The sequence below is a fragment of the Streptomyces olivochromogenes genome, assembly GCF_001514115.1.
GTDB lineage: Bacteria > Actinomycetota > Actinomycetes > Streptomycetales > Streptomycetaceae > Streptomyces > Streptomyces olivochromogenes.
The window spans coordinates 1-26,217 of record NZ_KQ948454.1 but is presented as its reverse complement, the minus strand read 5'-3'; the positions used below and the strand labels follow the sequence as shown (position 1 = coordinate 26,217).

Annotated in this window: 24 protein-coding genes and 1 pseudogene; 9 read left to right on the top strand and 16 right to left on the bottom strand. The window is 71.2% G+C overall.

The features are described 5' to 3' along the window. Positions 1–92: 92 nt before the first annotated feature. Positions 93–1,382 (bottom strand): MFS transporter, encoded by a 1,290-nt coding sequence (locus tag AQJ27_RS12555; RefSeq protein ID WP_067366538.1) that lies wholly within the window; start codon positions 1,380–1,382, stop codon positions 93–95. 62 nt (positions 1,383–1,444) lie between these two features. On the opposite strand from AQJ27_RS12555, the gene AQJ27_RS12550 reads away from it, so the two are divergent. After that, complete coding sequence (locus tag AQJ27_RS12550) at positions 1,445–2,407, top strand: LysR family transcriptional regulator (RefSeq protein WP_067366534.1); 963 nt, start codon at positions 1,445–1,447, stop codon at positions 2,405–2,407. Positions 2,408–2,506: 99 nt separating this feature from the next. Here the strand turns inward: AQJ27_RS12550 and AQJ27_RS12545 are convergent, their stop codons facing one another. Next, entirely contained in the window at positions 2,507–3,268 is a 762-nt protein-coding gene (locus AQJ27_RS12545) for a dienelactone hydrolase family protein (RefSeq protein ID WP_067366531.1), read from the bottom strand. A 112-nt stretch (positions 3,269–3,380) separates the two neighbouring features. Between AQJ27_RS12545 and AQJ27_RS12540 the strand changes: the two genes are divergently transcribed. Together AQJ27_RS12540 and AQJ27_RS12535 are read left to right on the top strand one after the other, a co-directional pair. Then, on the top strand, positions 3,381–4,535 hold the full coding sequence (locus tag AQJ27_RS12540; RefSeq protein ID WP_067366528.1) for an adenosine deaminase: 1,155 nt from the start codon (positions 3,381–3,383) through the stop codon (positions 4,533–4,535). A 141-nt stretch (positions 4,536–4,676) separates the two neighbouring features. After that, the gene (locus AQJ27_RS12535) at positions 4,677–5,030 is read left to right on the top strand and encodes an ATP-binding protein (protein ID WP_067366524.1); all 354 of its coding nucleotides are present in this window, start codon (positions 4,677–4,679) and stop codon (positions 5,028–5,030) included. Positions 5,031–5,133: 103 nt separating this feature from the next. On the opposite strand, the gene AQJ27_RS12530 is transcribed toward AQJ27_RS12535, so the two are convergent. The 5 genes and pseudogenes from AQJ27_RS12530 to afsQ1 form a co-directional block, all read right to left on the bottom strand. After that, positions 5,134–5,334, bottom strand: coding sequence for a PspC domain-containing protein (locus tag AQJ27_RS12530; protein WP_054233643.1), 201 nt, complete (start codon positions 5,332–5,334; stop codon positions 5,134–5,136). A gap of 130 nt (positions 5,335–5,464) precedes the next feature. Beyond that, positions 5,465–6,016, bottom strand: a complete 552-nt coding sequence (locus AQJ27_RS12525) for a VanZ family protein (protein ID WP_067366521.1) — start codon at positions 6,014–6,016, stop codon at positions 5,465–5,467. 249 nt (positions 6,017–6,265) lie between these two features. Continuing rightward, positions 6,266–6,913, bottom strand: coding sequence for a hypothetical protein (locus AQJ27_RS12520; RefSeq protein WP_067366518.1), 648 nt, complete (start codon positions 6,911–6,913; stop codon positions 6,266–6,268). After that, positions 6,910–8,491 (bottom strand): annotated as a pseudogene (locus tag AQJ27_RS12515) (ATP-binding protein). The gene AQJ27_RS12520 and the pseudogene AQJ27_RS12515 overlap by 4 nt, the downstream one beginning before the upstream one ends. Then, entirely contained in the window at positions 8,488–9,165 is a 678-nt protein-coding gene (gene afsQ1 / locus AQJ27_RS12510; RefSeq protein ID WP_054233761.1) for a two-component system response regulator AfsQ1, read from the bottom strand. The pseudogene AQJ27_RS12515 and the gene afsQ1 overlap by 4 nt, the downstream one beginning before the upstream one ends. Before the next feature lie 310 nt (positions 9,166–9,475). On the opposite strand from afsQ1, the gene AQJ27_RS12505 reads away from it, so the two are divergent. Beyond that, positions 9,476–10,228, top strand: coding sequence for a SigE family RNA polymerase sigma factor (locus AQJ27_RS12505; protein WP_075028321.1), 753 nt, complete (start codon positions 9,476–9,478; stop codon positions 10,226–10,228). Positions 10,229–10,437: 209 nt separating this feature from the next. Here the strand turns inward: AQJ27_RS12505 and AQJ27_RS12500 are convergent, their stop codons facing one another. Then, positions 10,438–11,064 carry a uridine kinase family protein gene (locus AQJ27_RS12500; RefSeq protein ID WP_079064934.1) on the bottom strand — a complete coding sequence of 209 codons (627 nt, stop codon included), beginning with the start codon at positions 11,062–11,064 and terminating at the stop codon, positions 10,438–10,440. A 222-nt stretch (positions 11,065–11,286) separates the two neighbouring features. On the opposite strand from AQJ27_RS12500, the gene AQJ27_RS12495 reads away from it, so the two are divergent. Beyond that, positions 11,287–11,703 (top strand): hypothetical protein, encoded by a 417-nt coding sequence (locus tag AQJ27_RS12495; RefSeq protein ID WP_067366515.1) that lies wholly within the window; start codon positions 11,287–11,289, stop codon positions 11,701–11,703. A gap of 55 nt (positions 11,704–11,758) precedes the next feature. On the opposite strand, the gene AQJ27_RS12490 is transcribed toward AQJ27_RS12495, so the two are convergent. Genes AQJ27_RS12490 through deoC form a run of 3 tightly spaced genes read right to left on the bottom strand, consistent with a single transcriptional unit; the run spans position 11,759 to position 15,058 of the window. Next, positions 11,759–12,667 (bottom strand): aldehyde dehydrogenase family protein, encoded by a 909-nt coding sequence (locus tag AQJ27_RS12490; protein ID WP_067366512.1) that lies wholly within the window; start codon positions 12,665–12,667, stop codon positions 11,759–11,761. Then, the gene (locus AQJ27_RS12485) at positions 12,660–14,102 is read right to left on the bottom strand and encodes an aldehyde dehydrogenase family protein (protein WP_054233636.1); all 1,443 of its coding nucleotides are present in this window, start codon (positions 14,100–14,102) and stop codon (positions 12,660–12,662) included. The genes AQJ27_RS12490 and AQJ27_RS12485 overlap by 8 nt, the downstream gene beginning before the upstream one ends. A 5-nt stretch (positions 14,103–14,107) precedes the next feature. Next, on the bottom strand, positions 14,108–15,058 hold the full coding sequence (gene deoC, locus AQJ27_RS12480) for a deoxyribose-phosphate aldolase (protein ID WP_067367770.1): 951 nt from the start codon (positions 15,056–15,058) through the stop codon (positions 14,108–14,110). Between the two features lie 171 nt (positions 15,059–15,229). Here deoC and AQJ27_RS12475 point away from each other — a divergent pair, with 171 nt between their 5' ends. After that, the gene (locus AQJ27_RS12475; RefSeq protein ID WP_067366509.1) at positions 15,230–15,871 is read left to right on the top strand and encodes a PH domain-containing protein; all 642 of its coding nucleotides are present in this window, start codon (positions 15,230–15,232) and stop codon (positions 15,869–15,871) included. 240 nt (positions 15,872–16,111) lie between these two features. Here AQJ27_RS12475 and AQJ27_RS12470 read toward each other — a convergent pair whose 3' ends face one another. The 4 genes from AQJ27_RS12470 to AQJ27_RS12455 form a co-directional block, all read right to left on the bottom strand. Continuing rightward, the gene (locus AQJ27_RS12470) at positions 16,112–17,356 is read right to left on the bottom strand and encodes a glycosyltransferase family 39 protein (protein ID WP_067366506.1); all 1,245 of its coding nucleotides are present in this window, start codon (positions 17,354–17,356) and stop codon (positions 16,112–16,114) included. A 175-nt stretch (positions 17,357–17,531) separates the two neighbouring features. Further along, the gene (locus AQJ27_RS12465) at positions 17,532–19,163 is read right to left on the bottom strand and encodes a phospho-sugar mutase (RefSeq protein ID WP_067366503.1); all 1,632 of its coding nucleotides are present in this window, start codon (positions 19,161–19,163) and stop codon (positions 17,532–17,534) included. 387 nt (positions 19,164–19,550) lie between these two features. After that, positions 19,551–20,375 (bottom strand): purine-nucleoside phosphorylase, encoded by an 825-nt coding sequence (locus AQJ27_RS12460; RefSeq protein WP_067367767.1) that lies wholly within the window; start codon positions 20,373–20,375, stop codon positions 19,551–19,553. A 163-nt stretch (positions 20,376–20,538) separates the two neighbouring features. Further along, on the bottom strand, positions 20,539–20,976 hold the full coding sequence (locus AQJ27_RS12455) for a gamma-glutamylcyclotransferase family protein (protein ID WP_054233631.1): 438 nt from the start codon (positions 20,974–20,976) through the stop codon (positions 20,539–20,541). Positions 20,977–21,119: 143 nt separating this feature from the next. Between AQJ27_RS12455 and AQJ27_RS12450 the strand changes: the two genes are divergently transcribed. The 3 genes from AQJ27_RS12450 (at position 21,120) to AQJ27_RS12440 (ending at position 25,105) form a co-directional block, all read left to right on the top strand. Next, positions 21,120–22,568: an NAD(P)H-quinone dehydrogenase gene (locus tag AQJ27_RS12450; protein WP_067366501.1), complete on the top strand. Its 1,449-nt coding sequence runs from the start codon at positions 21,120–21,122 to the stop codon at positions 22,566–22,568. Between the two features lie 167 nt (positions 22,569–22,735). Further along, positions 22,736–23,698 carry a DeoR/GlpR family DNA-binding transcription regulator gene (locus AQJ27_RS12445; protein WP_079064933.1) on the top strand — a complete coding sequence of 321 codons (963 nt, stop codon included), beginning with the start codon at positions 22,736–22,738 and terminating at the stop codon, positions 23,696–23,698. Positions 23,699–23,938: 240 nt separating this feature from the next. After that, the gene (locus tag AQJ27_RS12440; protein ID WP_079064932.1) at positions 23,939–25,105 is read left to right on the top strand and encodes an AI-2E family transporter; all 1,167 of its coding nucleotides are present in this window, start codon (positions 23,939–23,941) and stop codon (positions 25,103–25,105) included. A 174-nt stretch (positions 25,106–25,279) separates the two neighbouring features. Here AQJ27_RS12440 and AQJ27_RS12435 read toward each other — a convergent pair. Next, positions 25,280–26,217: biotin/lipoyl-containing protein (locus tag AQJ27_RS12435; RefSeq protein ID WP_159064349.1), on the bottom strand; the 938-nt coding region annotated here is incomplete at its 5' end.

Genomic DNA, 26,217 nt, shown 5'->3' with positions numbered 1-26,217 from the left:
TCCCCCTGCTCGGGCCAGTTGACCGGATGGAGGCTAGGTGCCGCCACTGACAACGGGGTCCGACCAGGGGGAACGTAGGAGCGGCTGGGGACTCAGTGCGCCAGGGCCGGTTCGCGGCGGGCCTGGGTGCGGGCCGCGTGGGAGCCGAACAGCGTGATCGTGACGACGCCGAGGACCGCGAACAGTCCGAGCGTCACCGTCCCGGCCCACCCGCCCGAGTGGAAGGCGACCGCGCCGAGCGTGCTGCCCGCGCTGGAGCCGATGTAGTACGCGGACTGGTAGAGGGCCGAGGCCTGGGCGCGGCCCTGCTTGGCGGTGTGGCTGACCGACGAGGACGCCACCGCGTGTCCCGCGAAGAAGCCCGCGGTGATCAGCACCAGGCCGAGCAGGACGAGGGGCAGGGAGTCGACCAGGGAGAGGAGCAGGCCGGCGGTCGTGGTGCCGCCCGCCAGATACAGGGAGCCACGTCGGCCCAGGCGGGCGACCAGCCTGCCCGCCGTGGACGCCGACACCGTACCGACCAGGTACACCAGGAAGATCGAGCCGATGATGCCCTGGGGGAGGGAGAACGGGGCCTCGGTCAGGCGGTAGCCGATCACCGTGTAGACCCCGCCGAAGACCATCATGAACAGCGCGCCGATCGCGTACAGCCGGCGCAGCAGCGGGTTCGCGAGGTGGTCACGGACCGTACGGGCCAGCACCCGCGGCCGCAGCGAGCCGGGCGTGAAGTGCTTCGGCGCGGGCAGGAGCATACGGAAGGCGACCGCGCAGGCCACCGCGATGATCCCGATCGTGGCGACGGCGACCCGCCAGCCCCACTCCTGCGCGACCCAGCCGGTGATGACCCGGCCGCTCATCCCGCCCACGCTGTTGCCCGCCACGAAGAGGCCGATCGCCGTGATCAGGGCCTTGGGGCGGACCTCCTCCGCCAGGTAGGCCGTCGCGGAGGCCGGAAGGCCCGCCAGCGCCGCGCCCTGCACCGCCCGCAGCGCGACCAGCGCGCCGATCGACGGGGCGAAGGGGACCAGGAGCCCGACGGTCACCGCGACCGCCAGCGACGCCGTCATCAACGTACGCCGTCCGAACCGCTCCGACAGCGCGCTCATGGGGAGGACGAACAGTGCCAGCGCACCCGTCGCCGCGGACACCGTCCAGCTCGCCTCGCTCGCGCTGACCCCGAAGTCCGTGGAGACGAGCGGGAGGAGGGCCTGCGTGGAGTAGAGGAGCGCGAAGGTCGCCACACCCGCGAGGAAGAGCGCGAAGCTCATACGGCGGTAGCCGGGCCCACCCGGGGTGAGACGGGAGTCGACGGCGGCGGTGGAGGGCGTGACGGAGGAGGCGGCGCCCACGGTGGTGGGCGCCCCGGTACTGGCGGAAGGCATACTTCGAAACTAAAGAGCCGCCGTTCATCCGTCCAATGCATGGAATCGCCATAATCGTTCCCATGGCGCATCAGCAAAGGTCAGGGCCTCACCTGTCACCGTCCAGTGACACAGAAGACAGTGCGGGCATGTCGAGGCTGCTCGCCCCACGCCTCGCGTACTTCGCCGGGGTCGCCCGCACGGAGCACGTCACCCGCGCCGCACAGGAGATGGGGGTCCCCCAGTCGACCCTGTCGCGCGCCATGGTCCGGCTCGAACAGGACCTGGGCGTCGATCTGTTCGCACGCCGGGGCCGCACGGTCTCCCTCACCCCCGCGGGCCGTGCGTTCCTCTCCTCCGTGGAGCGGGCCCTCGCCGAGATCGAGCGCGCCGCCGAGGAGGTGCGCGCGGACGCCGACCCGGCCACCGGCAAGGTCGCGTTCGGCTTCCTGCACACCATGGGCTCGGAGACCGTCCCCGGCCTGATCCGCGCCTTCCGCGCCGACCACCCCCGGGTCCGCTTCAGCCTCGTCCAGAACTACGGCGAGGCGATGCTGGAGGGGCTGCGCTCGGGCGAGCTGGACCTGTGCCTCACCTCGCCGGTGCCGGACGCGCCCGACCTGGTGGGCCGCCTCCTCGACGAGCAGAAGCTCCGGCTCGTCGTGCCGGCCGACCACCGCCTCGCCGCCCGCAGACGCATCCGCCTCGCCGAGGCCGCCGACGAGACCTTCGTGACCCTCGAACCCGGCTACGGCATGCGCCGCATCACCGACGACCTCTGCCAGGAGGCCGGCTTCAAGCCCCGCATCGCCTTCGAGGGCGAGGAGGCCGAGACCCTGCGGGGCCTGGTCGCCGCCGGCCTCGGCGTCGCCCTCCTGCCCCCACCGGCCGTGCCCCGCCCAGGGGTGGTCGAACTGACGGTCACGGCCCCGAGAGCGGTCCGCGAGATCGGAGTGGCATGGCTGGACGGCCACCCGGACACGCCACCAGTAGCGGCCTTCAAGAAGTTCCTGCTGTCGAGGAGGGGCCACCTGCTACCGGACTGAGGGGCGGACGCCCCGCTTTTAGGGGCGCGGGGCTGTGACATATGCGGCTCCGCCGCGTGGGCGCGACCAGCCCCCACCGACCCGCAGTGAACCCACGACCTAACGACGCAACGCCCGCCCGAAGCCGGAGGCGAGCGGCATCCGCAACCCCAACGGCGGCGGAGCCGCCAACGCATCCTCCAACGGCCGCGCCAGCCCGCGCCCGAACAACGCCCCCATCACGAAGTCCTCCGACAGCGCGTGCACTTCGGACCGGTACTGGTGCAACCCGTGCCCGTCGGAGTGGACCTCGAACCGGCAGATCTCCCGGTTGGACTTCTTCGCCCGCGCCGCGAGCCGGAAGGACAACTCCGGGTCGGTGCGCTCGTCGTTGGTGCCGTGCACGATCAGCACGCGCCGCCCGGCGAGCTGCTTCACCGGTTCGGGTGGCGCCGCCACGTCGTCCTCGGGCAGCCAGGGGGCGAGCGCCAGAACGGAGTTGACGGCGGTGTGCCCGGCCGCACGCAACGCCGCCCGGCCTCCCATGCCCACACCGGCGAGGCACACCGGCACGTCCCCGTAGCGGCGTACGACCTCGTCGGCGGCCCAGGACGCGTCGCTCGCGAGACGCGCCTCGCTGCCGTTCCACCCGCGGAAGCGGTAGTGCACGACATGGGCGGCCAGGCCTTCCGCGTGTCCCGCGCGCATGAGCCGGCGGCCGAGCGCGCGTACGGAGGCGGTCGCCAACATCGGGGACGGTCTGCGCGCGGAGACCTCGTCACCGCCCGGGAGCAGCAGAACCACTCCGCTGACGGCCGTCGGCTCCGGGCCGATCGTCCTCCCCAGCCGGGCGCTGCGAACCGGCGTCGCTTGCTGTGCCATGACAGAACAGTGTCAGAAGTGACGGTGTACGCCACCCGTCCGCCTGGTCACCGTTACATATCGACAGACGGCGTGACAGGAGATCTACGCGCGTAGGGGCTACAGTGCGAAAATGACGAGCCAGATCCAGAACACCCCGAGCTCGGAACAGATCCGCCGGGCGCCCAAGGTCCTGCTGCACGATCACCTCGACGGGGGCCTGCGCCCCGGGACGATCGTGGAACTCGCCCAGGAGAGCGGCTATTCCGGGCTCCCCGAGACCGACCCCGACAAACTCGGCGTCTGGTTCCGCGAGGCCGCCGACTCCGGGTCCCTGGAGCGGTACCTGGAGACCTTCGCCCACACCTGTGCCGTCATGCAGACGCGCGAGGCGCTCGTGCGGGTCGCCGCCGAGTGCGCCGAGGATCTCGCCGAGGACGGGGTCGTCTACGCCGAGGTGCGCTACGCGCCCGAGCAGCACCTGGAGACCGGGCTCACCCTCGAAGAGGTCGTCGAGGCCGTCAACGAGGGCTTCCGTGAAGGCGAACGGCGTGCGCGGGAGAACGGCCACCGCATCCGGGTCGGCGCCCTGCTCACCGCCATGCGGCACGCGGCCCGCGCCCTGGAGATCGCCGAACTGGCCAACCGCTACCGCGACCTGGGCGTGGTGGGCTTCGACATCGCGGGCGCCGAGGCGGGCTTCCCGCCCACCCGTCACCTCGACGCCTTCGAGTACCTCAAGCGCGAGAACAACCACTTCACCATCCACGCCGGCGAGGCCTTCGGGCTCCCCTCCATCTGGCAGGCGCTCCAGTGGTGCGGCGCGGACCGGCTCGGTCACGGTGTGCGGATCATCGACGACATCCAGGTCGCGGCGGACGGCTCGGTGAAGCTCGGACGGCTGGCCTCCTACGTCCGTGACAAGCGCATCCCGCTGGAACTGTGCCCCAGCTCCAACCTGCAGACCGGCGCCGCCGACTCCTATGCGGAGCACCCGATCGGTCTGCTGCGACGCCTGCACTTCCGGGCGACCGTGAACACGGACAATCGGCTCATGTCAGGGACGAGCATGACGCGCGAATTCGAGCACCTGGTCGAGGCGTTCGGTTATTCGCTCGATGATATGCAGTGGTTCTCCGTCAATGCTATGAAGTCAGCATTCATTCCTTTCGATGAACGACTGGCCATGATCAATGACGTGATCAAGCCTGGATACGCAGAACTCAAGTCCGAATGGCTGTTCCAGCAGACCGCTTCCACCAGCGGTTCCTTGGGGGAACAGGGCTGATCGAAGGAGCGAAAAGCAGCCGGGTCTTCACTTGTTCTCCATGATTCGGCTGCTTTTTGATGTTTGCGGAGGGTGGCTCTGCGTGTTTACGTTTTTGGACCGCTCACATCCCCGTCACACGGATCCAAGGACGCATTCAATATGAAGCAGTCTGCTGCCAAGACCCTCGGCGTCGCCGCTCTCGGTGCCGCATTCGCCGCCGTCGGCGCGGGCGCCGCGAACGCCGCCCCGGCCGTGCCGGACACCTCCCAGGCCCTGCACACCGTTACCCAGACGCTGCCCGCGCAGAACGCCGCGGCGGCGCTCCCGGGTGCGGGAGAGGCGCTCACCCAGGGGCAGGGCGCGCTCGGCGCGGGGGTGGCCGCGGCCCAGCCCGCCGTCGCGAAGGTCCTTGCCGACGGGCCGGCGGCGCCGGTGGCAGGGCTCCTCGGGGGGCTGCCGCTCCAGGGCCTGCCGACGCACGGTCTGCCGGTGAACGGGCTGCCGCTCGGCTGACGCCTTCCGCCTGTTTCGGTCCTTCGCCTGTACGAACGCCGGTGGGGCGCACCCTGATTGGGGTGCGCCCCACCGGCGTTCGTGCCGTGAGCCGGGCCGGGGGTCACCAGGCCGTGCGGGCCTTGTCCTCGGAGGGGAACAGGATCCACAGCGCTATGTAGAGCAGGAACTGCGGGCCCGGGAGCAGGCAGGAGAGAACGAAGATCACGCGCATCGTGGTCGCGGAGGTGCCGAAGCGCCGCGCCAGCGCTGCGCACACTCCGCCGATCATGCGGCCGTTGGTGGGGCGGGCAAGGGCGGTCATGATGGCTCCTTCGTGAACCGTGGCGGGATGCCGGGGTGTTGGGACATCGACGCCTTCTTCGGCGTCTTCCGCGATGTCTCCGGCTTCGATGTCTTCAACGCTACGGTGACGAAGGGGGCGAAGCGTCGCTCTACGGGGCGATGCCGACCCTGGGAATCGTCGGGGTCCGACCCTGAGCCGTGTCCTCCCGGGGGAGGGCCGCGCGGCGCCGGGTCTCGGCCCGGCGGCGGAGCCTGACCCTGGCGGCCGGCACGATCGCGAGATGGGCCAGGGCGACGCCGACCGTGTTGAGCAGCAGCGAGTCGACGTCCACGACCTGACCGGGGACGCCGGTCTGCAGCAGTTCGATGCCCAGCGAGATCAGAGCGCCGGCGGCGACCGTGCGGACGAGGGAGCCGAGCGGGGACGCGGTCAGCTTGCCGCCGGCCATGGGGAGCAGGACGCCGAGTGGGGCGAGCAGGCCGAGGCCCGCGCCCATCCGGCGGGCGGCTTCCGCCGGGCCCAGCGCGAGATCGGCTCTGATGCCGGCGAACGGACGGAGGTTGGCGGGGCTCACCCAGGGGACGTCCAGGGGACGCAGGGTGATCCAGGCGACGAGCGCGAGATGTGCGACGAGGAGGAGAGCTCCTGTCGCACGGACGCGGGTCACGGCGCTGCCGCCGCCTTCGCCTTGACGTTGCACGCCTCCCAAGACGCGGGGGTCGGCAGGATCGGTTCCGGGTTGTTGGTGAGCTTGGGGATGAGGAGTGAGGGATGCGCCACACCTGCGGTGCGAAGCGGGAACGGTTCGGCGCCGCGCGTAGGGGTTCGGCGGCGCGCGCACGGGTTCGGCGGCGCGCGGAGGGGTTCGGCCGCGGGCCGGTGGGGGCGGGCCGCGCAGTTCCCCGCGCCCCTGAGCCCGGGGCTTCGCCCCGGATCCCCGCGCCCCTGACTACGCGCCGGCGACCGTCGTGGACGGCGGGGACTTGGTGGTGGGGTTGGCGCGGACGTCGGTGGGGCACTCGTAGCTGCGCAGCGGGGTGGCGTCGGGGCCGCCGAGGATGACCGAACCGTCGTCCTGCGCGGCGGCGGAGTCGGAGAAGGTGCAGATGATCTGGGCGAGGGCGGCCGAGGTCAGGTCCTGGGGAGGGGTGCTGAGGCGGAGCGCGTCCTCGGGGTCCTTGGGCCGAGGCCCGCTCACCGTCATCCCGCCCCGCACGTCGGTCGTGTAGCCGGCCTGCTGCTCGGGCGTGGAGGGCGTCTCGGCGAGTTGGTCGAGAAGCCCCTGCGCCACCAGAACCCGCCGCGCCCCCTCCGCCGTACCGTCAGGAATCCGCACGGACCGGTCGACCGTCACCAGTTGCCCGGAGCAGATCAGGAAGACCTGGACCGGGATGCCACGGGAGGACTGGGTGGTGATGTCCTGGCCGGACAGCGCGCACGGGACCCGGGACGGCGCCGGGCCGAAGTCCGTCGGGACCTGGGTGGAGCGGATCCCGCAGCCCGCGAGCAGGACGGTGAGGAGGGGAAGGGAGAGCAGGGAGAGGGAGGCGAGAGGCGTCCGTCGGCGCCCGCCTCGGCCTCGTACCAAGGTCGTCATCCGGCGCTGCCCTCCGTACCGTTCCCGTGCCGTCCGCGCTCCCGCTCGCGCTCGTCGTCGGCGAGCAGCTCCGACGCGTCCTGGGGGAGGCGGAGCGTGAAGACGGCGCCCCCCTTGGGCGCGTTGGCCGCGGTGATCTCGCCGCCGTGGATGTGCGCGTTCTCCAGGGCGATGGACAGACCCAGACCGCTGCCCTCGGAGCGGGGGCGGGAGGCGCTCGCCTTGTAGAAGCGGTCGAAGACGTGCGGGAGGACGTCCTCGGGGATGCCGGGCCCGTGGTCCTGGACCTCGATGAGCAGGTCGTCGGCCTCTACGCGGACCGAGACACGGACCGGGCTGCCGCCGTGCTTGAGCGCGTTGCCGATGAGGTTCGCGAGGATCACGTCCAGGCGGCGCGGGTCGAGGCGCGCCATGATGCCGCGCTCGGCGTCCAGGTCGACGGCGTCCAGCCAGGCGCGCGTCTATGCACGCGGTGATCTGGTCGGCGATGTCCACGTCGTCCAGGACCAGCCGGGCGGTGCCCGCGTCGAAGCGGGTGACCTCCATGAGGTTCTCGACGAGGTCGTTGAGACGGCGGGTCTCGCTGACGACCAGCCGGACGGCCGGTTCGATCATCGGGTCGACGCTGCCGGTCTCCGCGTCGAGCTCCTCTTCCAGGATCTCCGTCACGGCGGTGATGGCGGTGAGCGGCGTACGGAGTTCGTGGGACATGTCCGCCACGAAGCGGCGGGACGCCTCCTCGCGGGCGCTCATGTCGTCCACGCGCTTCTCGAGGGACTCCGCGGTGTGGTTGAACGTACGGGAGAGGTCCGCGAGTTCGTCCGTACCCGAGACGCGCAGCCGGGTGTCGAGCTTGCCCTCACCGAGGCGGCGGGCCGCGATACCGAGGCGGTGCACCGGCTTGAGGACCGTCGTCGCGGCGGCCTGCGCGAGCAGCGCCGAGCCGATCAGGGCCAGGCCGGTCGCGATGCCCAGCGACCAGGCCAGCGAGTTGAGGTCCTTGGCCTCGGGCTCCAGGGACTTGAGCATGTAGCCGGTCGTCGTCCCGCCGATCACCTTCGCGCCGCCCACCAGGTACGGCTTGTCGTGGTCGGTGATGCGCTGCCAGTACAGGTGATAGGCCGACTTGTTGTTCGAGGAGAGCGGCTGCTCCTTGTTCACGGCCTTCTGGAGCGACTTGGGTACGTCGTCCAGCGTGAAGGTGTCCAGCGCGGAGTTGCCGATGACCGTCCTGCCGTCGCCGTCCTGGGCGACGAGGAGCACGCTGAAGCGCTGGCTGCTGTTGGCCATCTGGCCCGCCGTGCGCTGCAGTTCGTCCTGCGCCGGGTGCACCGGCAGCATGCTCGCGTGGTTGCGCATCTCCTGCTGGAAGTCGCGCAGCACCGCGTCCTGCGTACGCGTCAGCACGGCCTCGCGGTTGAGCCAGTACGCGATGCCCGACGCCGACACGGCGGCCGTGAGCGCGACGAGTCCGAACACCACGACCAGCCGCAGTCTCAGGCTCGTGAAGCGCAACCCCGCCAGGATCGCCCGGCGCGCCGCGGCCCAGCCGCGGAGCTCGTCGTGCGGTGGGGTCACTGAGGAGTGTCCAGTCGGTAGCCGACTCCGCGGACCGTACGGATCAGGGTGGGCGAGGACGGAACGTCCTCGATCTTCGCGCGCAGCCGCTGGACACACGCGTCCACCAGCCGCGAGTCGCCCAGGTAGTCGTGCTCCCACACCAGTCGCAGCAACTGCTGGCGGGACAGCGCCTGTCCGGGCCGGCGGCTCAGCTCCAGGAGCAGCCGCAGCTCGGTGGGTGTCAGCTGCAGATCCTCGCCGTTCTTGGTGACCGTCATGGCGGCACGGTCGATGACGAGGGAACCGAACGTCGCCGAGTCGTTGGCCTCGCGCTCCCCGCGCCGCAGCACGGCCCTGATACGGGCGTCGAGCACCCGCCCCTGGACGGGCTTGACGACATAGTCATCGGCGCCGGACTCGAGTCCGACCACGACGTCGATGTCGTCGCTGCGCGCGGTCAGCAGAATGATCGGCAGCTGGTCCGTGCGCCGGATGCGCCGGCACACCTCGAACCCGTCGATGCCGGGCAGCATCACGTCCAGCACGATCAGATCCGGCCGCTGCTCACGCAACAGTTTCAGACCGTCCTCGCCGGTGGCAGCGGTGGCCACCCGGTGTCCCTGGCGCGTCAAAGAGAGCTCCAGGGCCGTCCGGATGGCGTCGTCGTCCTCGATCAGCAACAGGGAAGGCACGAACGTCATTCTGGCCCATGGTGAGGGACTCTTTCGACAGTTGGAGCGCTCCCACCCATCTCCCGCACAGAAGAGGGGCGCCCGAAGGGCGTCCGCGTAGCCGTACCGCTCTCCTCTGTGACCGCGCTGTGATCGTGCCGTGACGCGCCTGGGGAGGGGCCCTGTGACAGGTCTGTGACAGTCGGCGGACACGGCCATGAAGTGGCCCGGGCAAGCTTTTCGACACAAGCAAGAGAGCACGACGGCAAGACGGCAGCACAGCACGACGGAACGAACCGAAGAACCGGAACTCCACGACGGGGGGCGCGAGATGAACACGCTGCACAGCACCAGCACTAGCGCAGTTGTCACGCGGCTCCACGACGTCAGGGGTTCGGAGAAGTCCGGTGCCGTGAGCGGGCGGGGGTGCGCTCGCGGCACCGGGCGTCAGCACACCACGTACATGACGGTGGTTGACGCCTTCACGGGGGAGAACGGCGGTAACGGGGGAGCTCACGGGGGAGCCGCGTACAGGGAGGCCACGGGGGAACGTCGCTCGGTGTCGGAGGCGGAGTTCACCGCCTACGTCCAGGAGCGCCGCGCCTCCCTGTACGCAACCGCCTACCACCTGACCGGGGACCGCTTCGAGGCCGAGGACCTGCTGCAGAGCGCGCTGTTCTCGACGTACCGGGCCTGGGACCGGATCAGTGACAAGGCCGCGGTCGGGGGCTACCTCCGCCGCACCATGACCAATCTGCACATCAGCGCGTGGCGCCGCCGCAAGCTGAACGAGTACCCGACCGAGGAACTGCCGGAGACCGCCGGTGACACGGACGCGATGCGCGGCACCGAGCTGCGCGCCGTGCTGTGGCAGGCGCTGGCCCGGCTGCCCGAACTCCAGCGCACCATGCTGGTCCTTCGTTACTACGAGGGCCGCACGGACCCGGAGATCGCGGAGATCCTCGACATCAGTGTCGGCACGGTGAAGTCGAGCATCTGGCGGTCGCTGCGCCGGATGCGTGAGGACGAGGTCCTCAGCTTCGGCCGTGACGAGGAGGAGTCCTTCGGGGAGCTCGTCGCCTGAAGGTCTGTGGGGGAGCGGGCAACCGGTAGTACCGGTTGGTACGGGGGAGCGGTACCGGGGGGAAAACCAACGGGGTCGGGGGACCCCTGAGGAGCACGGGGGAAACGAGAAAAGGTCCGGGCGGACGGGGGGTTCGCCTGGGCCTCTTTTCGTGTGGTGGCACTTTTCGGAGAGTGGCCTCTTCGCGTGTCCTTGCGCAGGGCCCCTGACTACGCCGGTGTCGTGCAGCGTCCGGCGGCCGCCGCGGCCAGTCGGCCCAGGGCCTCGGCCTTGTCGCAGGGGTGGGCGCCCAGCGCGCTCTGCCGGGCCACGATCGAACGTTCGGATCGCATCAGGCGCCAGCCGCGGCGCAGCAGGAACGGGACCGACTTGCGGCCCTCCCGCAGATCCCGCAGGAAGCGGCGGCGGAACGTGGTCAGCGGGCCGCGCGACAGACACAGCGCGTCGGCCAGGATCCCCAGCTCCCGGCAGCGCTCGACGATCTCGGCGGCGAAGATGCCCTCCGCGATGAACAGCGGCGTCCGCTCGATGTGCAGCGCCTCCGCGCCGGTACGGGCGCTCAGCGAGATGTCGTAGACGGGAACGGTCGTACGTCCCGTACGGCACAGCTCCTCGATCGCCGCGACCGCGATGTCCGCGTCCCACGACTGCGGATGGTCCCAGTCGATGTCGGAGCTGCCCTCGACCTGGGGGAGCGTCGGGTCGGTGCCCTCTTTGTAGAAGTCGTCGAGGCGGAGCACGGGGAGTCCGGAGTCGGCCGCGAGAAGGGACTTTCCAGAGCCGGAGGGGCCGCAGAGCAGCACCACACGGGTGGGTATCGGAGGATGGGAACCCAATTCTCTGTACCTTCTGTGACTCGGCCGGGCCACGCCGCGCTTCGGCAGGCCTCCGGAACATTATCCCGAAGGATTATCGGGGTTACGTCCGTATGTCTGTTGACCCGCACAGGGGAATCCGCCGCCATCGCCGCCCGCGGCGGCATCTGGTTCAACTACTCTGCGTGCGAATCCCGTTGCTCTCCGCCCGCACTCGCTCACGCTCACCGAAGAGGACATCCGATGGCGCGACACGCACACCAGCAGACCCCCCTGGCCCGCACCACCGCGCGCGTCGCCGTCGCGCTCGGAGTGGTCGCCGCCGGTGCGGCCGCCGCCGCGAGTCCGGCCGTCGCGGACACGGCCCCCGTCGTGGATCCGGTGCGCGCCCGGCCCACCTCGCTGGGCAACCTCGACCCGCAGGCGGGCCTGGGGGCCCTGACCGGCACGGTGGGATATGCCACCGGTCCGATCGCGGGCCTCAAGCCCAACCCGCTCGCCGGCACGGGGGCCGACCCGCTCGACAACGGGGTGGGCACCCAGCTCGCGGACTTCAAGCCGCTGACCTCGAAGGCCCTGACGGGGCCGCTGGCGCAGGCGTCGTCGCTGGGGGGCGTGCCGGTGGTGGGACAGGCGTTGGGGCTGCTGGGGGGCGCGTGAGTCGCCGGGAGGTGCGTGAGCTTCCCCGCGCCCCGGACGGGGCGCGGGGAACCGCTCAGTAGGACGAGCCGGAGGCGCCGAGCGCGCCCGTCGGGTGCCAGACCGTCTTCGTCTCCAGGAAGGCCGTCAGGCGCTCGATGCCGGGCGTCCGCGAGTAATCCACAGCCTGTGGACGGACGACGCGCTTCAGGTTGTCGGCCGCGGCGATCTCCAGCTCCTTCGCCAGTACGTCGTCCGCGCCCGCGAGGTCGATCGCGTTGACGTCCTGGTGCGCGGCGAGGGGCGCCGCGATCTCCGCCGTCTTTCCGGAGAGGACGTTGACGACACCGCCCGGAAGGTCGGAGGTGGCCAGCACCTCGCCCAGCGACAGCGCCGGGAGCGGGGACTTCTCGCTCGCGATCACGACCACCGTGTTGCCGGTCGCGATCACCGGGGCGATCACCGAGACCAGGCCCAGGAAGGACGACTCCTGGGGCGCGAGGACGGTGACGACGCCCGTCGGCTCCGGGGTGGACAGGTTGAAGAAGGGGCCCGCGACCGGGTTGCCGCCGCCCACCACCTGGGCGATCTTGTCGGTCCAGCCCGCGTACCAGACCCAGCGGTCGATGGCCGCGTCGACGACCGCGGCGGCCTTGGACTTCGACAGGCCCTCCGCGTCCGCGACCTCACGGACGAACTGGTCCCTGCGGCCCTCCAGCATCTCCGCGACGCGGTAGAGGATCTGACCGCGGTTGTACGCCGTCGCACCGGACCAGCCGCCGAACGCCTTGCGGGCGGCGACCACGGCGTCACGGGCGTCCTTGCGGGAGGAGAGGGGCGCGTTGGCCAGCCACTTGCCCTTGGAGTCGGTCACCTCGTACACCCGGCCGCTCTCGGAACGCGGGAACTTCCCGCCCACGTACAGCTTGTAGGTCTTGAAGACGCTCAGTCGCTGCTGCTCGGTCTTGTCGGTCTTCTCAGACATCGAGGTACGCCTCCAGGCCGTGGCGACCGCCCTCGCGGCCGAAGCCCGACTCCTTGTAACCGCCGAACGGCGAGGTCGGATCGAACTTGTTGAACGTGTTGGACCAGATGACGCCCGCGCGCAGCTTGCTCGCGACGGCCAGGATCCGGGAGCCCTTCTCGGTCCAGATGCCGGCGGAGAGGCCGTACTGGGAGTTGTTGGCCTTGGCGACGGCCTCGTCGGGGGTCCGGAAGGTGAGGACGGACAGGACCGGGCCGAAGATCTCGTCGCGCGCGATGGTGTGCGCCTGGGTGACGTTCGTGAAGAGCGTCGGGGCGAACCAGTAGCCGGAGGAGGGGAGTTCGCAGGCCGGGGACCAGCGCTCGGCGCCCTCGGCCTCGCCCTGCTCGACGAGCGAGGTGATGCGGGACAGCTGCTCGGCGGAGTTGATCGCGCCGATGTCCGTGTTCTTGTCCAGGGGGTCGCCGAGGCGGAGGGTGGACAGACGGCGCTTGAGCGAGTCGAGCAGCTCGTCGTGGATCGACTCCTGGACGAGGAGACGGGAGCCCGCGCAGCAGACCTGGCCCTGGTTGAAGAAGATGCCGGTGACGACGCCCTCGACGGCCTGGTCGATGGGGGCGTCGTCGAAGACGATGTTCGCGCCCTTGCCGCCGAGTTCGAGGGTGACCTTCTTGTCCGTGCCCGCGACCTGGCGGGCGATCGCCTTGCCGACGGCGGTGGAGCCGGTGAAGGCCACCTTGTTCACGTCGGGGTGCTCGACGAGCGCGGCGCCCGCGTCGCCGTATCCCGGAAGGATGTTGACGACGCCCTTGGGCAGGCCCGCCTGGCGGCAGATGTCCGCGAAGAACAGGGCGGACAGGGGGGTCGTCTCGGCGGGCTTGAGGACGACCGTGTTGCCGGTCGCCAGCGCCGGGGCGATCTTCCACGCCAGCATCAGGAGGGGGAAGTTCCAGGGGATGACCTGGCCCGCGACGCCCAGGGGGCGGGGGTTCGCGCCGAAACCGGCGTGGTCGAGCTTGTCGGCCCAGCCCGCGTAGTAGAAGAAGTGCGCGGCGACCAGGGGGAGGTCGGCGTCGCGGGTCTCCTTGATCGGCTTGCCGTTGTCGAGGGTCTCCAGGACGGCGAGCTCGCGGCTGCGCTCCTGGATGATCCGGGCGATGCGGAAGAGGTACTTGGCGCGCTCGGAGCCCGGCAGCGCCGACCACTTCTCGAAGGCCCTGCGGGCGGCCTTCACGGCGCGGTCCACGTCCTCCGCGCCCGCCTGGGCGACCTCGGACAGGACCTCTTCGGTGGAGGGGGAGACGGTCTTGAAGACCTTGCCGTCCGCGGCCTCGGTGAACTCGCCGTCGATGAACAGGCCGTAGGAGGGCGCGATGTCGACGACGGAGCGGGACTCGGGCGCCGGTGCGTACTCGAAAGCGGATGCGGATGCCATGGTGATCAGTCCACCGTCACGTAGTCGGGGCCGGAGTAGCGGCCGGTGGCCAGCTTCTGACGCTGCATCAGCAGGTCGTTCAGGAGCGAGGACGCGCCGAAGCGGAACCAGTGGTTGTCCAGCCAGTCCGCGCCCGCGGTCTCGTTCACCAGGACCAGGAACTTGATGGCGTCCTTGGTGGTGCGGATGCCGCCGGCGGGCTTCACGCCGACCTGGACGCCGGTCTGGGCGCGGAAGTCGCGGACCGCCTCCAGCATGAGGAGCGTGTTCGCCGGGGTCGCGTTGACGGCGACCTTGCCGGTCGAGGTCTTGATGAAGTCCGCGCCGGCCAGCATGCCGAGCCAGCTCGCGCGGCGGATGTTGTCGTACGTCGAGAGCTCGCCGGTCTCGAAGATGACCTTCAGACGGGCGCTGGTCCCGCAGGCCTCCTTCACGGCGGTGATCTCGTCGTACACCTTCATGTACTTGCCCGCGAGGAACGCCCCGCGGTCGATGACCATGTCGATCTCGTCGGCGCCGGCGGCGACCGCGTCGCGTACGTCGGCGAGCTTCACGTCGAGGGCCGCGCGGCCGGCCGGGAAGGCGGTGGCGACCGAGGCGACCTTCACGCCGGAGCCGGCGACGGCGTCCTTGGCGGTGGCCACCATGTCGGGGTACACGCAGACGGCCGCGGTGCTGGGTGTTGTACGGTCCGTGGGGTCGGGGTGGACCGCCTTGGCGCCGAGCGCCCGGACCTTGCCCGGGGTGTCCGCGCCTTCCAGCGTGGTCAGGTCGACCATCGAGATGGCGAGGTCGATGGCGTACGCCTTCGCGGTCGTCTTGATGGAACGGGTGCCGAGCGAGGCGGCGCGCGCCTCCAGGCCGACCGTGTCGACGCCGGGGAGCCCGTGGAGGAAGCGGCGCAGCGTGCTGTCCGACGCGGTTACGTCGCCGAGTGCGGGTGCAGTGGTGGGCATGGTCACGAGCTGAGCATATCTACGCGCGTAGCGGCTGTACAGCCCCGGGGGTGGGTGTGGGGGAGCCCACGCCGGGGGATTCGGGGCGCGGCCCCCGCTGCCTGTAACGAAGCGGCGGCGTGGGGCGGGGGTGAAGGAAGTGTTCAGGGGGCGTCGGGCAGAATCGGAGGCATGACGACCCCGGATGACCAGCCACCCGTGCCGGACGCCTCGCGACCCGAGTCGCAGGACCGGATCTACCGGTCGCACGCCGGTATCGCGGGCGGCGTACTGCTGCTCGCCATCACGGGCTGGCTCGGCATCGACGCGCTGGTCTCCGGCCACGGCCGCACCCCCTGGCTGGCACTCGCCGCGCTGATCCTCCTGGTTCCGCTGGTGGCCGCCTTCACGCTGCGCCCCGCCGTCTACGCCAACGAGGACCGGCTGCGCGTCCGTAACCCGTTCCGTGTCGTCGTGCTGCCCTGGAGCAAGGTCGCCTCACTGCGCTCCGGGTACTCCAACGAGGTGGTCGACGCCGAGGGCGCCAAGTTCCAGCTCTGGGCGATCCCCGTCTCCCTGCGCGGCCGCAAGGCCGCGGCCCGACGGCAGGCGCGCAACGCCGCCGCCGACAGCAGCGGCCGCACCTCCTCGGTGGCGAGCGGGCCCACCCGTTCGCACTCCGACCAGGCCATGGACGACCTGCGCGAACTCGCCGAGGCCCGGGCGGCCGCGGAGGGCGCGCAGGGCGAGGTGAGCGTGCGGTGGGCGTACGAGGTCATCGGTCCCGCGGTCGCGGGGGCCGTGGTCCTGGCGATCCTGCTGGCGGTGGGGTGACACCGGGGCGGTGCGGCGGACCGGTGTCCGTCGTCGCGCAGGGCGGGCCCTGCGGGCCCTGACCCGTCGCCCCCTCGCCCCGTACGGCATCAGGCCGCCCGGGGTGAGGAGCACATCCGCGCTTGCCTCCGGCGTGAGACGCGCGGGGACGGAGCAGGCAGCCGAGGAGCATGCGACAGCCCAATTCCCCGTGAATCGAGAGACGTTCGAATCCAGGGGCGGTGCTGTACGGACGCCCGCTCAGGGTGCGCTCGGCCACACCAGCGCCATGTACGCGCTCCAGTACGCCGAACCCAGTAGCGCCGTGGTCACGGCGAGGGCCCGGAAGCGGGGTGAGGCCCGGGAAAGATGGAGGGCCAGCGGGATCAGGAGCGGGAAGCCGGGCAGGAGGAAGCGGGCGCGGGGGAAGTAGACGCCGCCGCTGCCCAGCACGATCAGCAGCAGGACGCCGGTGAAGACCAGCAGAGGGAGCGGCTGCCGGTCCCAGGCGCCCAGGGTGTAGAGGGCCACCGACACGATCAGCGTGAGCGTGACCATCACCAGGAACAGCTCCGGTCTGGAGTCCTGCGCGAGGACCTCCCGCATACGGCGCAGGGTCTCCGCGCCGCCGTCCCAGTCGTTGTGCCACAGCCGCTGCACGGCGAAGTAGCCGTCCCATCGGCCCAGGCGCACGCCCACCCAGCCGACGTAGGCGAACCAGCCCGCCGGGGCGAGGGCCGCGGCCGCGAGGACGCGGGGCGAGAAGCGGCGCCGCAGGGAGAGCAGGGCCGTGACGGTGACCGCGGCCGCCGTCGCGATGCCCGTCGGGCGGGTCAGGCCCGACAACGACGCCAAGGCGCCCGCCCAGAGCCAGCGGCCGGTGAGCACCGCGTACAGCGACCAGGCGGCGAACGCTGTGAAGAGGGACTCCGTGTAACCCATCCACTGGACCTGGCCGACCGGGAGAGCCGCCCACAGGAAGGTCAGCAGCAGGGCCACGCGCCGGCCATGGAGATGGTGGCCGACGGCGAAGATCCCCCACGCGGCGAGGAAGGAGGCGACGATCGAGATCGCCAGGCCCGTCGTGGCGCGCGTACCCGGGGTCAGGACCGCGGCCGCCTTGACCAGGATCGGGTACAGCGGGAAGAACGCGAGGTTGTTCGCGTCGTACCGGGTGCCCAGGTGGTGGGCGTAGCCGTGCTGGGCGATGCCCAGGTACCAGTCCGCGTCCCACTGCGTGGCCAGGACGGGCCACACGCCGTGGTGTTGATGGTGCGCCCACAGGGTGAGGACCAGCAGACTCACGAGGCGTACGGCCCCGTAGGCGAGCAGGGCGGGGGCCGCCCGGCGCAGCTGGGTGCGGAGGGAGCACAGGATGTCCGTGCTCCTGCTCGTCCCCGCACCCGTGCTCGTGCCCGTACTCGTGTTCGTGTTCGTGGTCGCGGGGAGTTCGCCGGGAGCGTTCCGGGGTGGGGAGGATGTCGGCCGGGAAGCGGTCGAGGACACGCGGCAGCTCCAGGGGCTCGGCGGTGCGCTACCGCCAACCGTTCCTCGGTCGGATGGTGGCGCACCGGAGCGCTGCGTCAACTGCCGGGCGGAAATCACCCGTACGTGGCTGAGTCCTGGACTTGGGCCCTCGCGGGGGCGCGGGATCCGAGATGCGGGATCGGAGGCCGCGGGATCAGATGCCGGCCGCCGCCGACAGGTCCCGCTTGATCTCCGCGAGCAGCTCGGCGGCCTTCGCGTGGGCCGTGGGCAGCTCGGCGTGCGAGCCGACCGGGACCACGACCTCCAGGTAGCACTTCAGCTTCGGCTCGGTGCCGCTGGGGCGGACGATGACGCGGGCGCCGTCCAGCGTGTAGCGCAGCCCGTCGGTCGGCGGCAGCGTGTCCGTGCCCTTCGTCAGGTCCTCGGACCTGGTGATGGACAGACCAGCCAGCTCCGTCGGGGGCTGCTCGCGCAGCCGGCCCATCGCGTTCGCGATGACCGACAGGTCCTCCACGCGGACCGAGAGCTGGTCGGTGGCGTGCAGACCGTGCGCCACGGCGATGTCGTCGAGGAGGTCGAGGAGGGTGCGGCCCGCTTCCTTCAGCTCGGCGGCGAGTTCCGTGATGAGCAGGGCCGCCGTGATGCCGTCCTTGTCGCGTACGCCGTCCGGGTCGACGCAGTAACCGAGCGCCTCCTCGTAGCCGTAGCGCAGGCCCTCCACCCGGGCGATCCACTTGAAGCCGGTGAGGGTCTCCTCGTAGGGGAGGCCCGCCTTCTCGGCGATCCGGCCGAGGAGGGAGGAGGAGACGATCGACTCCGCGAAGGTGCCGCGCGCGCCGCGGTTCACCAGGTGCTGGGCGAGCAGCGCGCCGACCTCGTCGCCGCGCAGCATGCGCCAGTCGGCACCGTCCCTGACGGCCACCGCGCAACGGTCCGCGTCCGGGTCGTTGGCGATGATCAGGTCGGGGTCGGTCTCGCGGGCCTTCGCGAAGGCCAGGTCCATCGCGCCGGGCTCTTCCGGGTTGGGGAAGGCGACGGTGGGAAAGTCGGGGTCCGGTTCCGCCTGCTCGGCGACGAGCACGGGCTCCGGGAAGCCGGCCCGGGCGAAGGCGGCGAGCAGGACGTCCTTGCCGACACCGTGCATCGCCGTGTAGACCGTGCGGGCGGTGCGGGGGGAGTCCTGGGCGAGGACGGCGTCCGTACGGGCCAGGTAGGCGTTCAGGACGCCCTCGTCGAGGGTCTCCCAGCCGGAGTCCGGGCGGGGGACGTCGGCGAGGCCGCCGACTGCGGCGATCTCGGCGGCGATCTCGGCGTCCGCCGGGGGGACGATCTGCGAACCGTCGCCCAGGTAGACCTTGTAGCCGTTGTCGCGGGGCGGGTTGTGGCTGGCGGTGACCTCCACGCCGGCCACGGCGCCGAGATGCCGTATGGCGTACGCCAGGACGGGCGTGGGCAGGGGGCGGGGGAGGACGGCGGCGCGCAGGCCCGCGCCCGTCATCACCGCGGCGGTGTCGCGGGCGAAGTCGGCGGACTTGTGGCGGGCGTCGTAGCCGATGACGACGAGGCCGTCCGTCTCGCCCTGCTTCCTGAGGTACGCGGCGAGGCCGGCGGCGGCGCGGATGACGACCGCGCGGTTCATGCGCATCGGGCCCGCGCCGAGTTCGCCCCGCAGGCCGGCGGTGCCGAACTGGAGGGTGCCGCTGAAGCGTGCGGTGAGCTCGGGGACGTCCTTGGCGGCGATGAGCTCGGCGAGCTCCTCGCGGGTGTCCGGGTCGGGGTCCTCGGCGAGCCACGTCTCGGCCCGTGCGATGAGTTCGTCCTGCACGTCGGGTGAACCTCTCTGTCTGTGGTGCCCTTGCTGTGTACCCGGCCAGGGTGCCTTCTCTCGCCCCCGCCGCCCCTACCCGACCCATCCCCGGGGGCTCCGCCCCCGGACCCCCTGGGTGCGACCGTCGGCTGCGGGTGGGTGGGGGCCGGGCGCGCAGTTCCCCGCGCCCCTGGGGCGGGGGCTTCGCCCCGCATCCCCCGTCCGCCGTCGTCTTTTGGCCGACGGCCGGTGGGGGCCGGTCGCGCGGTTCCCCGCGCCCCTAAAAGCCTCCAGGCCGATGGGGCGCCGGGGCGCAGCCCCGTGCCCCAGGGGCGCGGGGAACTGCGCGGCCGGCCCCCACTGCCCCGCAGTCGAAGAACGCACCCCAGGTGGGGGACGGGACCCCTACAGGCGGTCCAGGACCTGGGTGAGGAGGGCGCCCATGCGGGTCGCGGAGTCGCGGCCGGCCTGGAGGACCTCTTCGTGGTTGAGGGGCTCGCCCGTCATACCGGCGGCGAGGTTGGTGACGAGGGAGATGCCGAGCACCTCCGCACCGGCCTCACGCGCGGCGATCGCTTCGAGAACCGTCGACATGCCGACGAGGTCCGCGCCGAGGACACGGGCCATCCGGATCTCGGCCGGCGTCTCGTAGTGCGGCCCGGTGAACTGCGCGTAGACGCCCTCCTCCAGGGTGGGGTCGACCTCCTTGCAGAGGGTGCGCAGCCGCGGCGAGTACAGGTCGGTGAGGTCGACGAAGTTCGCCCCGACGATCGGGGACGTCGCCGTCAGGTTGATGTGGTCGCTGATCAGCACCGGCTGGCCGGGGCGCATGTCCGCGCGCAGACCACCGCAGCCGTTGGTGAGCACGATGGTCTTGCAGCCCGCGGCGACGGCGGTACGCACGCCGTGCGCGACGGCGGCGACCCCGCGGCCCTCGTAGTAGTGGGTGCGGCCGAGGAAGACCAGGGCCCGCTTGTCACCGACCTTGTACGAGCGGATCTTGCCGCCGTGCCCCTCGACCGCCGGCGGGGGGAACCCGGGCAGCTCGGTGACCGGGAACTCGGCCTCGGGGGTGCCGAGGGCGTCCACGGCCGGAGCCCAGCCGGAGCCCATCACGAGCGCGACGTCGTGGGTCTCGGCGCCCGTGAGCTCCCGCAGGCGGGTGGCCGCGGCGTCAGCGGCGGCGTGGGGGTCGCCCTGGATGTCGTCCGGAAGAAGAGATGCGTTCACGCGCATGAGGGTAGCCGGTCTGGGCCTACGCGCGTAGATGACAGAGGTCACGGTCTTGCGATCGTTGTCTTGTCGTTTCCAACGAAGGGGTGGGAACGGGGTGGACCGGCGTTTCCCACGAGGGGCGTCGTCGGCAGGGTCGCCCGGGGCGCGGAAGGGCCCCTCAGCAGGGACGCTTGCGCAGCTCCATCACATAGTCGTGGGGCGCGCCCGCCGACTCCGCCGCGTCGGCGATCTCACCGAGGTAGCGCGCGGAGGGGAGTCCGCCCTCGTATCCGTTCAGTACGTACACCCACGCGGGTTCCTCGCCCTCCAGCGTGTGCACCCGTACGCGCATCCGGCGATATATGTCGAGGCCCACGCCCTCCCAGCGGTCCATGGAGTCCTCGTCCAGGGGGGCGATGTCGTACAGCGCCACGAAGACCTGCGAGCGGGGCGCCTCGACGAGGGTCACCAGCGCGCCTTCCCAGCCCATGTGCTCGCCCCCGAACGTCAGCCGCCAGCCGTTCAGCCAGCCCGTGGCGCGCAGCGGCGAGTGCGGGGCGCGGCGCGTCATGAGCCGCGGGTCGAGATTGCCGGCGTAGGCGGCGTAGAGCGACATGAGGTCGAGGGTACGGCAGGGAACACAGGAGCCTCTTGCGTAACAGAACGCATCAGCGCATAACGGATGAGCGCATAACGGATGGGGCTCGGATGCGGGCGGGCGCGGCCCCCGGGCGGAAGCATCTTGAAGCGTGCGGGACAATGGAGTACGTGACTCGGATCGTGATCATCGGTGGCGGACCCGGCGGATATGAGGCGGCGCTGGTTGCCGCCCAGCTCGGCGCGGAGGTGACCGTCGTCGACTGCGACGGTCTGGGCGGGGCGTCGGTGCTCACCGACTGCGTGCCGTCGAAGACCCTTATCGCGACGGCCGAGGTGATGACCACCTTCGACTCGTCGTACGAGGAGCTGGGGATCATCGTCGCCGATGACACCCCTCCCGCGGAGCAGGCGGCCAGGGTCGTCGGCGTCGACCTCGGGAAGGTCAACCGGCGTGTGAAGCGGCTCGCGCTCGCCCAGTCGCACGACATCACGGCCTCCGTGACGCGGGCCGGCGCGCGGGTGCTGCGCGGGCGTGGGCGACTGGAGGGCATGCAGTCCCTGGACGGCTCGCGCAAGGTCGTCGTACGGGCCGCGGACGGGACCGAGGAGACGCTCGTCGCCGACGCGGTGCTGATCGCCACCGGCGGGCATCCGCGTGAGCTGCCCGACGCGCAGCCGGACGGCGAGCGGATTCTGAACTGGACGCAGGTCTACGACCTCGACGAGCTCCCGGAGGAGCTCATCGTCGTCGGTTCCGGTGTCACCGGCGCCGAGTTCGCCGGTGCCTACCAGGCGCTCGGGTCACGCGTCACGCTCGTCTCCAGCCGCGACCGCGTGCTGCCGGGCGAGGACCCGGACGCCGCCGCCGTACTGGAGGACGTGTTCCGGCGCCGTGGCATGAACGTCATGGCCCGCTCCCGCGCCGAGTCCGTCAAGCGGGTCGGCGACCGGGTCGAGGTCACGCTCTCCGACGGCCGGGTCATCAGCGGCTCGCACTGTCTGATGGCCGTCGGCGCCATCCCGAACAGCAGCGGCATGGGTCTGGAGGAGGCCGGGGTCAGGGTCAGGGACTCCGGGCACATCTGGACCGACAAGGTCTCCAGGACCACCGCCCCGGGCGTGTACGCCGCCGGTGACGTGACGGGCGTCTTCGCCCTCGCCTCCGTCGCGGCGATGCAGGGACGTATCGCCGTGTACCACTTCCTGGGTGACGCGGTCGCTCCGCTGAACCTGAAGACCGTCTCGTCCAACGTCTTCACCGACCCCGAGATCGCCACCGTCGGCTACTCGCAGGCCGACGTGGACGCGGGCAAGATCGACGCCCGGGTCGTCAAGCTGCCCCTGCTGCGCAACCCGCGCGCCAAGATGCAGGGCATCCGGGACGGCTTCGTCAAGATCTTCTGCCGCCCCGGTACCGGGATCATCGTCGGTGGCGTGGTCGTCGCGCCGCGCGCCTCGGAACTGATCCATCCCATCTCGATCGCGGTCGACAACAATCTGACGGTCGAACAGATCGCGAACGCGTTCACCGTGTACCCCTCCCTTTCGGGCTCGATCGCCGAGGTGGCACGGCAGTTGCACACCCGCAAGGCGGGCGACGAAGGCTGACGTCCCGTCCCGACTTCCCGCTGGTCACGGGGAGTTGTCGACCATTCGTACGGCATAGGCGGCGCGACTAGGCGCGTATACCACTTCACGTACTGCCATGCGAACAACTTCTGTTATTCGGCGCAAACTGCTGAAAGCAGACGGTCGTTGGGGTTACTGTCAGTTTCGTGTTCGCTGCAGAACGTCGCCAATTGATCCTCGAAATGGTGCGAGCGAACGGGGCCGTGTCGCTCCGTGAGCTCGCCCGCGTCGTCCAGACCTCCGAAGTGACCGTACGGCGGGACGTGCGCGCACTGGAGGCAGAAGGACTCCTCGACCGCCGGCATGGCGGTGCGGTATTGCCGGGCGGGTTCACGCGGGAGTCCGGCTTTCCGCAGAAATCGCATCTCGCGACCGCCGAGAAGACGGCCATCGCCGATCTCGCCGCGGGTCTCGTCGAAGAGGGCGAGGCCATCGTGGTGGGCGCGGGCACCACTACGCAGGAGCTGGCGCGCCGGCTCGCGCGGGTGCCCGGGCTGACCGTCGTCACCAACTCCCTGCTGGTGGCGCAGGCGCTGGCCCATGCCAACCGCGTCGAGGTCGTGATGACCGGCGGCACCCTGCGCGGTTCCAACTACGCTCTGGTCGGCAGCGGCGCCGAGCAGTCCCTCCAGGGGCTGCGGGTCACGCGGGCCTTCCTCTCCGGCAGTGGGCTCACCGCCGAGCGCGGGCTCTCCACCTCCAACATGCTGTCGGCGTCCGTCGACCGCGCGCTGGTGCAGGCCGCCGCGGAGGTCGTCGTCCTCGCCGACCACACCAAGCTCGGCACCGACACCATGTTCCAGACGGTGCCGACCGATCTGATCACCCGCCTGGTCACGGACGAGCCGCCCGCGCACGACGACCGCGCGGTCACCGAACTGCAGGCCCTGGCGGACCAGGGCGTACAGATCGCGGTGGCCGGACAGTCGGGCGGCGGCGCGGGAGGGGATACCGTCCCGGCGGGGCGCCAGCCGCGCCGGGACATGCCCCTCCCCGGTCCGCGCCGCGGCCAGGTGCCCGGTGCGGGACCGCAGTTGCGCAGCGCTACCGTCCTGGGCGAGCAGTCCCCGGGAGAGCGGGCGCGAGTGGCGGATTTGCGCCGCCGCTGACCGACTCGACCGGCGTGCACCCCCATGGGCCGTATGGCGTACGCCGGGCACGCCCCACTCGGCCGTCCCCCGGCCGCGCTACGGGGAAGCGGCGCAGCTCACGGCGTACGGGTGCGGTTTGTCCGCATGCATCCCGGCTTGCGATGACTCCTCGTCCACCCGCAACCTGTCCCTGACACGGCGACGGGAGGCGGTGACACACAGGTGAACGACGGATCGCGCCGTTCGCACCGGCGACGGATGCGGTACGTCGCCCTGGGGAGTCGGCCCGCCCGTGGAGTGAAGTCGGTGGCACGGGCCCGTACGGCGAGGACGGCGATCCGGCGTGCCGCGGAGCGCGACGACGTGCCGGTGAACCAGGGGCTGCGGGTGGCCGCGGCGTACGCATGGCGGCTGCTGGTGCTCGGGGTGGCCGTGTACGCGGCCTTCAAGATCCTGGGCCGCTTGCAACTGGTCGCCGTGGCGCTGTTCCTCGCGCTGGTGGTGACCTCGGTGCTGCGTCCCCTGGCCGATCTGCTGGCGCGGCGCATGCCACGGTCCCTGGCCGTCGTGGTGAGCGTGATGGGCAGTCTGGTGCTGATGCTCGGGCTGCTGGCGCTGGTCGGCGGCCTGGTCGCGGGCGAGTGGGACCAGTTGGGGCAGCAGTTCGCCGGGGGCATCGGGCGGATCCAGCGGTGGCTGGAGGGCCCTCCCTTCCGCGTCCGCCACACTGTGCTGTCGAACTTTCAGGGCAAGGTGACGACGTACGTCAAGGAGCACCGCTCCACGCTGATCAGCAGCGCCCTCAGCGGCGTCGGGCGGGCGGTGGAGGTGCTGACCGGAGCGGTGCTCGCGCTGTTCTGTTCGCTCTTCTTCATCCACTCCGGGGACAGGTTCTGGCACTGGTTCCAGGGCCTGCTGCCCGAGGGCGCCCGGGATCCCTGGGGCCGCGGGGGACGGGCCGCGTGGCGGACGTTCGCCGGGTACACCCGCGGCATCATCATCGTGGCCGCCACCAACGCCGTACTGGTCGGGATCGCCCTGTTCGCGCTGCGCGTGCCGCTGGCCCTGCCGCTGACCCTGCTGGAGTTCTTCGCCGCGTTCATCCCGCTGGTGGGCTCGCCCATCGCGCTGGCCGTGGCCACGGTCGTCGCGCTGGCGTCACGGGGGCCGGTCATCGCGCTCGTGGTGCTCGCCATGATCGTGGTCGTCGGCCAGATCGAGGGCCATGTCCTGCACCCGCTCGTGCTGAGCTGGGCGGTCCGGCTGCACCCGGTGGTCGTGGCCCTGTCCGTCATCTCGGGCGGCATCCTCGCCGGTGTGATCGGCGCGGTCGTCGCCGTCCCGATGGTGTCGGTCGCCTGGTCCGTGATCAGCGAGATCCGAACCCACCCCGACCCGGAACATCCCGGCCGCTCACCCGGCTGAGGTGACGAATTGTCCGGCCCCCGGTCCCCGGTCCCCGGCCATCGGTCCCCGGCCCGGAGGGACGGGCTGTGGCTCGGCGTGGGGAAGGCGATGCCGTCTGCCGCAGACGCCGAAGCGCCCGGCGGACCGATTGCTCGGTTCGGCGGGCGCTTCGGATGTCGTACGACCGTGTCGTCAGTCCTTGATCTCGCAGATCGCGGCGCCGGACGTGATGGACGCGCCGACCTCCGCGCTCAGGCCCTTGATGGTGCCGGAGCGGTGGGCGTTGAGGGGCTGTTCCATCTTCATGGCCTCCAGGACGACGACGAGGTCGCCCTCCTTGACCTCCTGGCCCTCCTCGACCGCGACCTTGACGATCGTGCCCTGCATGGGCGAGGCGAGGGTGTCACCGGAGGCTACCGGGCCGGACTTCTTGGCCGCGCGGCGCTTCGGCTTGGCGCCGGCCGCGAGGCCGGTGCGGGCCAGGGACATGCCCAGCGAGGACGGCAGCGAGACCTCGAGGCGCTTGCCGCCGACCTCGACGACAACCGTCTCGCGGCCCGGCTCCTCGTCGGTGTCCGTGTCCGCGGGGGCCGTGAACGCGGGGATCTCGTTGACGAACTCGGTCTCGATCCAGCGGGTGTGGACCGTGAACGGGTCGGCGGAACCGGTGAGTTCGGGGGCGAAGGCCGGGTCCTGGACCACCGCGCGGTGGAACGGGATCGCCGTCGCCATGCCCTCGACCTGGAACTCCTCCAGGGCTCGGGCGGCGCGCTGGAGCGCCTGCTCGCGGGTGGCGCCGGTGACGATCAGCTTGGCGAGCAGGGAGTCCCAGGCCGGCCCGATCACGCTGCCGGACTCGACACCCGCGTCCAGGCGCACGCCCGGACCGGACGGCGGGGCGAACAGCGTCACCGTGCCGGGGGCGGGCAGGAAGTTGCGTCCCGGGTCTTCGCCGTTGATGCGGAACTCGAAGGAGTGGCCGCGCAGGGCGGGGTCGCCGTAGCCGAGTTCCTCGCCGTCGGCGATGCGGAACATCTCGCGGACGAGGTCGATGCCGGCGACCTCCTCGGTGACCGGGTGTTCGACCTGGAGGCGGGTGTTGACCTCCAGGAAGGAGATCGTGCCGTCCG